This window comes from Polaromonas sp. P1_E3 (assembly GCF_056405935.1).
This window is the reverse complement of sequence record NZ_JBFUBD010000024.1, coordinates 18,564-30,311: the sequence shown is the minus strand read 5'-3', so window position 1 is coordinate 30,311 and position 11,748 is coordinate 18,564. Positions and strand designations below refer to the sequence as shown.

Sequence of the window (11,748 nt, the reverse complement as noted above, 5' to 3'; positions counted from 1 at the left end):
CAAGTACACGCCGTGGCGTGTACTTGTTTCTTCGGTRTTCGGTTTTGGTATTCCTCCCCCMCCCCTTGTGKATGCGCCGAGGAGCGGAGGTCCAGACGGATCAGGGCAAAAACTTGTTTGAGCCGAAGGCGAGTTGTTTTTGACCCCGGCTGGACCGAGCACCACAGGTTGCCCGTAGCGCAGCGCAGGGACGCAGGAACCAGGGTCGCCTTTTCTTTGCTTACTTTCTTTTGGCGAAGCAAAAGAAAGTGAGTTGCATGCCGGGCAACCCCCGGCCAGCAGGACTCAGCAAAAGACCAACACTGGCGCCAGCACCCAGCACCCCGAAAACGCAGGCTGTAGGGCGATCCAGGCGCCCCCTGTAGGTCCAGTCCTAGACAAACTCCAGCGTCTTCCGATGGCGCAAGTAAGACGTGCCTCATAGCATGGAAAAAGTACGGCGCGATGCGGCTATCCCGCGTCGCCGTACACCCCACGCCTACCCCGGAGCGCAAAATCATGACTACCCTGGAGATCATGGCTGACTCACCGTCTGCCATTCAAAACGATTTTGTTTCCACCGACGCCGCCGACCTGGCGTCACACATGGACCAGTGCGCGAGTTCGCGCAGCCGGTTTTTCACGCTCCAGTCCGGGCTACAGTCGGCGCACTCCCTGGCCTCCCCGCGCATCGTCACGGTCGCGGCCATTCTGGCCATTTTTCTTGGCCTGCTGGCCGTAGCCTGAGCGCGTGACCACCGCTGTCATCGAGCGGCTGGACACCTTAAGCGCTTACGCCCGGCAACTGCTGGCCTCCCGGCGCGGCGGCGCCGAGCAGCCCATCCGCGCCGAGCTTTTCGGTGCGCAACGCTTTGAGGAACACGGCCGCAGCCTTGCCGCAGCCCAGCCCATCAGGCCTCCCGGCAGCCCGCACGACGGGCCGCTGTTTTTTCCGCGCGTGCAGGAAAACATCGCTGCAATACGCCTTGCGTACGACTACATCGCCCTGACATCGCAAACAGGCCACTACGTGACGCCTGCTGCCGAGTGGCTGCTCGACAATTTCCACCTGGTTGAAGCCCAGCTGCAACAGATTCAGGACGGCGTTCCGCATCGCTACTACGCCGATCTGCCGAAACTGGCCAGCAAACCGCTGGAGGGGCTTCCCCGTGTGTACGGCATTGCATGGGCCTATGTGGCCCACACCGACAGCGTGCTGGACCCCGAGCTCTTCACTGCCTTCCTGCATGCCTACCAGGAGGTCAGTGAACTCAATCTCGGCGAACTCTGGGCCTTGCCGACCACGCTGCGCGTGGTGCTGCTGGAAAACCTGCGCCGCATGGCCGACCGCATCGCCTGGAACAAGGTAGCCCGCGAGGTAGCGCACGCCGCCTGGGACAAGGCCGCTGTACTGAGCTTGCAGGAACTCGACGAGCTGCATGCGCTCATGCAGGCCCATGGCCTTGAACGCAGCTACCTGACGCAGTTGTGGCAACGCATGCCTGCCGAGCGCGCGGAGCCCGGCTCGCCTGCGGCATCTCCCCTCGTGCGCTGGACCGAAAAGCACTGCAGCGATGCCCTGGGCATGATCGGCGAGGGGCAAACCGCCCAGGTCGCTGCCAACCTGACCGTCAGCAACATCATCACGACCCTGAGGCTGATCGGGCAGGTGGAGTGGGTGGAACTGATCGAGCCGGTCAGCCACTCCCTGCAGGTCTTGCGCCGGCTGCCGAGTTTTTCGCGCGAAAGCGAAATGACGCGCCAGCAGATCACGCGCGCCATGGAAAGGCTGGCGCAGCAAACCGGTCAATCGGAGCGCGCCGTTGCCGAAGCGGTACTGGCCGCCGCGCAGCAACCGGACAACTCACCGGCGGCACATACTGCCGGCTACTACCTGATAGGGCCGGGCCGCCCCCTGCTGGAAGCCGCATTGCAGCCCGGTGCCGCGCCCCACAAACCATCGCCGGCCCCAGAAGAAACACCGCGTGCCTGGCGCCTGCCGCTCTACGCAGCCGCATGGATTGCCGGAACCGCTGCATTGCTCAGCTGGGCTGCGCACCCGCTCGCCGCGCTACCCTGGACGGCGTGGGTCGCCCTGTTTCTGCTGGCCTGGCCTGCCTCGGAAGTGGTGGCAGCGCTCATTCACCGGCTGGTCGCCGAGTCCACCCGCATACAGCCCCTGGCCCGCCTCGACTTCAGCGCGGGCATCCCGGCCGAACACCGCGTGCTGGTGGTCATTCCTTCCCTGCTGTCTTCAGTCTCCGCCAACAGCGAGCTGGTGCATCGCCTGCAGTTGCACTGGCTGGCCAGCCGCGAGACCCACGCGCAGTTTGCCCTGCTGACGGACTGGGGTGATGCCGACGCGGAAAGCCTGAACGGTGACGCAGAACTGCTTGAGGATGTCCTGGCCAAACTGCGCGCTCTGAATGCCGCCTACCCGGCCGGCGCCGACGAACCGGCCAGATTTTTATTGCTGCACCGCCCGCGCAGCTGGTCCGCCACGGAAGGGCGCTGGATCGGCGCCGAACGCAAGCGCGGCAAGCTTGAAGTGCTGCTCCGGCAGCTGGCCGGGCGTGGGCCATCGCCATTTGTCACGGTGGATAACGGCATGCGGCTGGCACCAGGCATACGCTATGTGATGACGCTTGACAGCGACACCGGCCTGCCGGCCGGCTCCCTGCGCGAGCTGGTTGCCATTGCGGCGCATCCCCTGAATACTCCGCAAATCGACCGCGAGAGCCGGCGCGTGACAGCCGGCTACGGCATCGTCCAGCCCCGAGTGGCCGTGCCGCTGTCGGCGCATCATGAGCGCTCGCCCTTTCATGCAATGTTTGCGGGCCAGCGCGGCCTGGACCCCTACAGCAACGGCACGTCCGACCTCTACCAGGACGTCTTCGGCCTCGGCAACTTCATCGGCAAGGGCCTGCTGCATGTAGAAGCCGTGCACGCCGTGCTGGACAGCCGCCTGCCGGACGGCGCCATCCTCAGCCACGACATGCTCGAAGGCAGCATCGCCCGCTGCGGCTACGCAGGCGATGTCGTGCTGATGGAAGACCATCCGCACCATGCAGGCGTGGCCGCGTCCCGCCTGCACCGCTGGACGCGCGGCGACTGGCAGTTGCTGCCTTTGATGCTGCACGCGAAGCGCTACGGCATTGACGCCCTGGGCCTGTGGCGCATGGCGGACAACCTGCGCCGCTCAATGATCGCACCGGCCTGCTTCCTGCTGCTGGCCTGGACACTGTTCACCGGTGCGCTGCCTGTGGGAACCGCGCTGGTTTTCACCGTGCTGGCATTCCTGACCGGCCCCTTGATGGGCGCGCTGGCAGGGCTTGTGCCCACGCGGCGCGGCATCGCCTGGGGACACTTCTTTGATGTCGGCATGCGCGATGTAGGGCGCAGCCTGGCGCAGGCGCTCTGGCAGTGGAGCCAGTTGCCTGCGCTGGCCGCGCTGTCGTTCGACGCCATCGTGCGGTCCCTCTGGCGCATGGCCGTCAGCCGCCGCCATCTGCTGCAGTGGACCACCGCAGCGCAGGCGCAGGCTTCTGCCCAATACACGCTGGGGGCTTTTGCCCGCAGCCAGGCCCCGGTGTCCATGCTGTGCCTGGCACTGGGTGCGGCCGCCTGTTGGGGGCCGCATCCTTTGATCGGCCCTGTGCTTTTCCTGCTGTGGGCGCTGGCCCCGGCCGTGGCCTGGTGGGGCAGCAAACCGGCGGTTCACGCGCGGGAGCTTTCGCTCAGCACCGCAGACCGTGCCTACCTCATGAAACTGGCGGCCCAGACCTGGCGCTTCTTTGAACGCTGCGTCGGCCCGGAAGACCATCACCTGCCGCCGGACAACCTTCAGATGGAACCGGAGCCGACCGTCGCGCACCGCACCTCGCCGACCAACATCGGCCTGTACCTGACGGCTACAGCCTGCGCGCACGAATTCAGCTGGATATCCACCGCCGAGCTGATCGCGCGGCTCGGTGCCACACTCGACACCGTCGAAGCACTGCCCAAGCACCAGGGCCACCTGCTCAACTGGTATGACACCCGGTCGTTGCAGGTGCTGGCTCCGTCTTATGTATCGACCGTAGACAGCGGCAACCTGGCAGGCCACCTGCTGGCCGTGGCCCAGTGCGTTCGCCAGCTGGCCGCGCAGCAGGCTACCCCGCCCGCCGAATCCGCCGCGCTCCTGGCATTGGGGGCCCGCTGTGAACAGCTTTGCATGGGGATGGATTTCAGCGGTCTCTACAGCCCCAAGCGCCACCTGTTTCATATCGGCCTGCGTGTGCACGAGCAGGCACTCGACGCCAGTTACTACGACCTGATCGCCTCGGAGGCACGGCTGACGAGTTTTCTCGCGATTGCCAAAGGTGACGTACCGCGGCGCCACTGGCTGGCGCTTGGTCGCACGTTCCTCACCGTGGGCGTGACGCCGGGCCTGAAGTCCTGGTCGGGATCGATGTTCGAATACCTGATGCCTTCGCTGGTCATGAGCGAGCCGGATGAAGGCCTGCTGCACGTATCGGGCCTGGCGGCGGTCAAGGAGCAGCAGGCGTACGGCCAGGCCCAGGGCCTGCCGTGGGGTGTTTCGGAGTCGGCCTACTTTGGGCAGGACCATACGCTGGCTTACCAGTATTCCCCGTTCGGCGTGCCGCGGCTTGCCCTTCGGCGGACCCCGCCGACCGACCGCGTCGTGGCGCCCTATGCCAGCATCATGGCGACCCAGTTCACGCCGCAGGAGGCAGTGGCCAACCTGCGCCAGCTTGAGCAATGGGGGGCGCGCGGCGAATACGGTTTTGCCGATGCGCTGGATTTCACCGTCGCCCGGCAACCGGGTGCACAGGCCGTGAGCCTGGTCAACACCTACATGGCACACCACCAGGGCATGTCGCTGGTGGCACTGTGCAATGTGCTGTGCAATGAGGCGCCGCGCCGCTGGTTCGCGTCAGCCCCGCTGGTACAGGCGTTCGAGTCGCTGCTGCATGAAAAAACACCGCGCCAGATCATCGAAAGCGCAGACCCGCGCGCCTTGCCCGAACCCGAGGAACTGGCCGAAGCGCGCCTTTACCATTCGCGTGAGCTGGACCCGGCCACGCCCGGCTGGCAGCCGACGCAGCTGCTGTCCAACGGGCGCTACAGCGTCGCCCTGCGGGCCAATGGCGCGGGCGTCAGCCGCTGGCGCAACGGCGGCAAAACCTACAACATCAGCCGCTGGCGCGACGACCTGCTGCGCGATGCCTGCGGGACCTTTATTTACGTGCGCCCGTCCGGCCAGGAACAGGCCTGGTCCCTGACGCAACATCCGGCACCACATCCCGGCTGGCACTACAAGGCCACTTACCTGGCAGACCGCGTGCAGTTTGACGTCAGTTCCGATCAGCTGGAGGCCAGCACCAGCGTCCTGGTCAGCCCCGAAGACGACACCGAGATGCGCAACGTCACGCTGCGCAACCTGTCGGACACAGAGATGACGCTGGACGTGATCTCGTGCTTTGAAGCGGTGCTGACCGACCCGCGCGCCGACGAAGCCCATCCGGCGTTTTCCAACCTGTTTGTCCAGACGCGCTGGCATCCCGAATGGCGCGCCCTGTTGCTGTCGCGCAAACCCCGGCTGCAGGGCGACCCTGTCATGGCGGCCGCGCACTTCCTTGCCAACTCGGAAGCCAACGTGCGCGCCATCGACTTTATTTCGGACCGGCGCGCCTTTCTGGGGCGTAACCATGCACCCGGCCAGCCGGCGCTGCAAGCCGAGGCGCGCGGCCCGGGCGGTTCCCCCATCAACGGCCTTGACCCGGTTGCAGGCCTGCGCCTTCGCATCCGCATTCCGGCAGGCGGCGTGGCCCGGCTCAGCTTTGCCACGGCCGCCGCGTCCGGCAGCGACGAGCTCGCAGCCCGCATCGACAAATACCTGCAGCCCATGCATGTGGAGCGTGCCACCCGCATGGCAGCCACCCTGGCCCAGGTACGCCTGCGCGACCTGGGGGTGGACCCCGACGAAAACGCGGCGCTGCAGGACATCAACACGGCGCTGATGTACAGCTGCGCCCGGCCGATGGCAGAACGCGGGCCGCTGGACCAGCGCCAGCTCTGGCGTTTCGGCATCTCGGGAGACAAGCCCATCGTGCTGGTGCTCATCCATTCCAGCAACGGAATGGCGCTCGTGCATTCGCTGCTGCGCGCCCAGCCCTGGTGGAGTTTCTGCGGCCTGGGGACCGACGTCGTGATCCTCAACAGCGAGGTCAACTCCTACCTGATGCCCTTGCAGCGCGACATCCTGGCGCTGCGCGACCGCACGCTGCAGCAAACGGAGAACAGCTTTCCGCGCAGCGATGCCGGTGGCTTTTACCTGCTGCGCGAGCAGGAGATCGTGCCCTCGGAAAAAGCCGCGCTGACGGGACTGGCACGCGTCATCCTGGTCGCGGACGGACGGCCGCTGGAACAACAGGCCGGAGCGCTGCGCAGCATGACCAATGCACAGCGCCACGCGGGGGCGGCCCCACAGGCGCTGCAGGCGCCAACCTCCGGCTCTTCCGGCGCTTTCGGTCCTGCAGGGCAGCCGGGCGTACTGCAACCCCCCCAGGGGCACTTTGACGCCGGTACCGGCGAATTCCGGTTCGATGTGGACAGCCTGCACCGCCCGCCCCGCCCCTGGGTCAACGTCATCGCGAATTCGTCCTTCGGCTTCCAGGTGTCGGAGGCCGGCGCCGGCTATACCTGGGCAGTCAACAGCCGGCTGCACCAGGTGACACCCTGGTCCAACGATCCGGTAGCCGACCCCGCCTTTGAGCATTACCTGCTGCAAGATCTGCAAACGCAGCAAGTGCTGGCATTGAGCCCGTCCACCCAACACGGCCCGGTGACTGCCTGCCGTGTTCGCCATGGCCAGGGCTACACCGTGTTTGAATCCCGGCACGACGCGCTCCAGACCGAAACCACCTTCTTTGTCGACAGGAACGACCCGGTCAAGCTGGTCCAGGTCAGGCTACACAACCAGGGCAGCAGCACACGCAAGCTGCGCGCCCTGGCCATGGTGGAGTGGCAAATGGGGGCGGCACGCCACGAGCGCCGTACGGTGCACACGTGGAAGGACAAAGGCCCCCTGCTGACTGCCGTATTTGCGCAGCAGCGCGAAGGCCGGGCCGGCTTCGGCGGCAGTACGGCCTTCCTGTCGCTGACCGGGTTGCCCGCCGCTGCCCAGTGGACCTGCGACCGGAGCGAATTCTTCGACACCACGGGCCGGCTGGTGCTTCCCGCCACCCTGGGGCAAAACGCTGCCAATGGTTCTGACCCGTGCGCCGCGCTGGCGAGCGAGTTCTCCGTGCTTCCCGGCCAGACACTTCAGTTCACCTTCCTGCTCGGTCATGCGAGTGATGCCGCGCAGGCACAGGAATTGGCCCGCAGCTGGCAAGGCAAAGATTCCGCAGAGGCGCTTGAACAGGTCAAGGCTTACTGGTCCGGCCTGCTTGGCAAACTGCAGGTGCGCACACCCGATCCGCTGTTTGATGCCCTGGTCAACCGCTGGCTGCTCTACCAGACACTGGCATCGCGCCTGTGGTCCAAAGCCGGGTTCTACCAGGCCGGGGGCGCATTCGGCTTTCGGGACCAGTTGCAGGACGCGATGGCTTTTGCCCTCATTGAACCGGACCGCCTGCGTGCGCAAATCCTCCTGAATGCCTCGCGCCAGTTCCCGGAAGGAGACGTGCAGCACTGGTGGCACGCGCCCGGCGGTGAAGGCGTGCGCACCCATTTTTCGGACGATCTTCTGTGGCTTCCCTACGCCTGCGCCTGGTATGTCCAGGTTACCGGCGACACCAGCATCCTGGATGAAGAGGTTGCCTTTATTGAAGGGCCGCCAATTCCTGAAGGGGCGGAAGACGCTTACTACGCGCCGCAAACCAGCGGGCAAACCGCCACGGTGTTCGAACACTGCGCCCGTACGCTGGACCGCAGCCTGGCCATTGGCGCACACGGCCTTCCGCTGATGGGCACGGGTGACTGGAACGACGGCATGAACCGCGTGGGCCACGAAGGCCGCGGCGAATCTGTCTGGCTGGGCTGGTTCCTGTGCCGCGTGGTCAATGATTTCCTGCCCTTGGCGACCTTGCGCGGCGACGACGAACGCGCGCAGCGCTGGCGCCAGGCCCGCTCCGGCTGGGTCGCCGCCCTGCACGACGCCGGCTGGGACGGCGCATGGTTTCGCCGCGCCTTTTTCGACAACGGCGCGCCGCTGGGCTCCTCAGCCAATGCCGAATGCCGCATCGACCTGATTGCACAAGCCTGGTCGGTGCTCTCGGGCGCCTCTACCGAAGCCTTCATCAACCCCGCCATGCAGGCCATGAACCAGCAGCTGGTCGACCACGGCGCCGGACTGCTGCGCCTGCTGACGCCGCCGCTGGAAAAGTCGGACAACAACCCGGGGTATATCCAGGCCTACCCGCCCGGTGTGCGCGAAAACGGCGGCCAGTATTCGCATGCCGCCGTCTGGGCCATGATGGCGCAGGCCCTCACCGGCGACACGGAAGCCGCCTGGGAAAGCTTCAAGGCCCTGAGCCCCGCCCACCGGAGTGAGCACCCGGTTCACGGCCCCGCCTACGAACTGGAGCCCTATGTGATGGCGGGTGACATCTATGGTGCTGCGCCCTATGTGGGCCGTGGTGGCTGGAGCTGGTACACCGGGTCGGCAGCCTGGCTGCACCGCGCGGCGGTTGAGAATATTTTGGGTCTCAAGGTGCAGCAAGGCACGCTCTCGCTGTCGCCCTGCCTACCTGCGCATTGGCCTTCTTTTGAGATCACGCTGCGCCTGCACGGGCGTGTGGTAAACCTTCGCTGGCAACGCGCGGGGCTCGCGGCAGAAGACAGCCTTAAACCTGATCTGGTGATCACCCCGGGGCAAGTCGTGCTGCTGGCCGATCTGCCGGTGCAAGCCGTGTTGCTGGTGCAGGCCGAAGCAGCCTGAATCGTTTACTGCTATCTATTTAATAGCTGCTTGCGCACGTCAGATAAGGTTTTCAGGCATTTTCTTCGGTAATACCTGTTTTTCGAATTCCGGCACACCTCAGGCGCGCGTCGAAAAGCCGCTAGCTAATGTAAGGCCCCTTGACCTCACCCCAGCCCCATCGCGGCATGGGCGCATCAGCGTCCACCGTGGCACCCGGCTGCGAATTGATCACGGCCAGTCGCGAACCCCACTCAAGGTATCCCACCAGCGCCGACCTGAATTCGGGGTCATCTGGCATGCCCAGCTCATCCGCCGTTTCAAGCAGCAGGGTCACCCAGCGGCGCCGCTGCTCCTGCAGCAGATGCCGGTTCAGGTGCTGCCGGATCATGTGCGGATGACCGCCATGCTGCTCCGAATAGGTGGTGGGCCCACCCAGGACTTCGCCCAGAAATGCGGCGACATGGGCCGGGTGGCTGTCGTCCATGTGAGCGAACACAGGCCCCAGCAGGACGTCCTTCTTCACGTGCTCATAAAAGCGCGTGGTCAACCGGGTCAGAGCGTCTATACCGCCTACCCACTCGTACAAGCTTGGAATGTTGCGATCTGGCATGGCGATGTCCTGGCGGGTTCAGTGGAGAGATGTCTCGGAGGGAAACGCAGATTACCATTGCCACCGGCATTCATGCCACCGCATTCATAACGTCCATCAGCCTCTGTCAAATATCCACCATGCTCACTATTGAAGGACTGCGGTTCCGCTACACCAACCCGCAAGTCGAGATCCTGACCAACTGGTCCGGCGAAATTCTGCCTGGCGTCACGCTGGTGCGGGGCGGCGATGGGCGTGGCAAGAGCACCCTGCTTCGCCTGCTGGCGGGTGCCTTGCCTGCCGACAAGGGGCAGTTGCGGCTTAACGGTATTTCCCTTAAAGACAAGCCGCATGCATATCGCCAGCAGCTGTTCTGGGTGGAGCCGCGCGCTGACTCGTTTGACCAACTCACGCCGCTGCAGTATTTCGAAGCTGTTCGTGACCAGTACCCGGTGTTTGATACAGATTTGATAGCCCCGCAGGTCGAAGGTCTGGGGCTGGAGCCGCACCTGCACAAACAGCTTTTCATGCTGTCCACCGGATCGAAGCGCAAAGTCTGGCTGGCGGCGGCGTTTGCATCGGGTGCTGCGGTGTTGTTGCTGGACGAGCCTTTTGCCGCGCTGGATGCGCCCTCCATTGCCTTCGTCAAAGGACGGCTTCAGGACATTTCAGCGCATGCGAGGCGCGCCGCCGTGATTGCGGACTATGAAGCCCCTGGCGAGGTGCCGCTGGCCGGCGTGATCGACCTGGGCGACTGAGCCAATCCCATTACCTCGAAACAAAGGCCAGCCGCTGCGCGACAAACCCGTCAAATGCCTTGAGCAGCGGTTCGTACTTTTCAGCGTTGCCTTCCAGCTGCGCCAGGGCCGCGCAAGTTGCCTCCAGCGTTGACAATTGCCCCGGCCTGTGGGCCTTGCGAATCACGTAATTGGACGTCGGCACATCGTCCAGAGACAGGCGCGGCAACTGTCGCAGGAACGGGTTCATGTGCAGCATCTTGCGGCTCTTGCGCCAGGTGCCGTCCAGCACCACGAGCCGCACACGTGCCGAGTCTTTCAGTTGCGCTGCATCCAGCGCGGGCGCTTCGTCATCGGGCATCTGCGGATACAACAGAACTGTGTACACGGGTTGCGGCTGCGCATCTCCAATCACGTCCTTCAGATGGTCCACATCGAAGGCCTCACCCACCAGAACGCGGCTCTGTGGCAGGCTCAGGTGCAGCAGCCGGGCGCTGTTTTTGGGGTGGTCAACTTCCAGCGGATGCTGAAGGATCAGCACCCCGGTTTCATGCGACGTAGGTGTAACCCACCCGCAGATGCAGGCGCTTTGCGGGCGAAGGCATGCGGCGCAGCGCAGGCGCGTCATACCGCCTGGCCTCAGGGCTTGCGGTCTTTCGCGGTTTCGGCCTGGGTGCCCTCGTCATTCGCGTAGGCGTTCCTCAGCTGCACGGGCTTGCTGGTCTTGCGGCGCATGCGGATGTTGAGCATCTCCACCGCCACCGAAAACGCCATCGCAAAGTACACATAGCCCTTGGGCACATGGTGGTCCAGACCCTCGGCGATGAGCACCACACCCACCACGACAAGGAAAGACAGCGCCAGCATCTTGATAGTGGGGTGGTCGGATACGAAGTGGCCGATGGCCGGCGCAAACAGCATCATCAGGCCCACCGATGCGATGACCGCCGCAATCATGACCGGCAGGCTGTCAACCATGCCGACGGCGGTGATGATGGAATCCAGCGAGAACACCATGTCCACAATCATGATCTGCACGATCACCGCCGCAAACGTTGCCTTGACGGCGCTGGAGGCGTGGCCTTCCTCGCCCTCCATCGACTGGTGGATTTCACCGGTGCTCTTCCAGATCAGGAACAGGCCCCCGGCAATCAAAATCAGGTCGCGTCCGGAAATTTCCTCTTTCAGGATGGTGAAGAGCGGGTCCACCAGCCCGATGATCCACGACAGAACGAACAACAGGCCGATCCGCATGAACATCGCCATGAAAAGACCCAGGCGCCGTGCCAGCTCCTGCTTGTCCTTGGGCAGTTTGTCCACCAGGATGGAAATAAAGATGATGTTGTCGATGCCCAGCACCAGTTCCAGCGCAGTCAGCGTCGCAAAAGCAATCCACATTTGCGGATCAGTCAGCAGTTCCATCATGGCTTTTTCCTCGTTCTTTTCAGATATTTAGCAGACATAGCAGCGACACATGAGTCTAGACCAGCATGAGCCGTGGAACCGGCTTTGCC

General features: G+C 64.4%; 6 protein-coding genes. 3 read left to right on the top strand and 3 right to left on the bottom strand.

Going from position 1 to position 11,748, the window contains the following annotated elements; all coding sequences use genetic code 11:
- The first annotated feature begins 498 nt into the window (after window positions 1-498).
- On the top strand, window positions 499-726 hold the full coding sequence (locus AC1D0Z_RS06295; RefSeq protein ID WP_477657383.1) for a hypothetical protein: 228 nt from the start codon (window positions 499-501) through the stop codon (window positions 724-726).
- 4 nt (window positions 727-730) lie between these two features.
- Window positions 731-8,926 carry a glycoside hydrolase family 94 protein gene (locus tag AC1D0Z_RS06290; RefSeq protein ID WP_477657382.1) on the top strand — a complete coding sequence of 2,732 codons (8,196 nt, stop codon included), beginning with the start codon at window positions 731-733 and terminating at the stop codon, window positions 8,924-8,926.
- A gap of 121 nt (window positions 8,927-9,047) precedes the next feature.
- On the opposite strand, the gene AC1D0Z_RS06285 is transcribed toward AC1D0Z_RS06290, so the two are convergent.
- Window positions 9,048-9,518, bottom strand: a complete 471-nt coding sequence (locus AC1D0Z_RS06285; RefSeq protein WP_477657381.1) for a group II truncated hemoglobin — start codon at window positions 9,516-9,518, stop codon at window positions 9,048-9,050.
- 119 nt (window positions 9,519-9,637) lie between these two features.
- Here AC1D0Z_RS06285 and AC1D0Z_RS06280 point away from each other — a divergent pair, with 119 nt between their 5' ends.
- Complete coding sequence (locus tag AC1D0Z_RS06280) at window positions 9,638-10,255, top strand: ABC transporter ATP-binding protein (RefSeq protein ID WP_477657380.1); 618 nt, start codon at window positions 9,638-9,640, stop codon at window positions 10,253-10,255.
- A 10-nt stretch (window positions 10,256-10,265) separates the two neighbouring features.
- On the opposite strand, the gene AC1D0Z_RS06275 is transcribed toward AC1D0Z_RS06280, so the two are convergent.
- Window positions 10,266-10,862 (bottom strand): tRNA-uridine aminocarboxypropyltransferase, encoded by a 597-nt coding sequence (locus AC1D0Z_RS06275; RefSeq protein ID WP_477657379.1) that lies wholly within the window; start codon window positions 10,860-10,862, stop codon window positions 10,266-10,268.
- A gap of 11 nt (window positions 10,863-10,873) precedes the next feature.
- Complete coding sequence (locus tag AC1D0Z_RS06270; protein ID WP_477657378.1) at window positions 10,874-11,659, bottom strand: TerC family protein; 786 nt, start codon at window positions 11,657-11,659, stop codon at window positions 10,874-10,876.
- Window positions 11,660-11,748 lie beyond the last annotated feature (89 nt).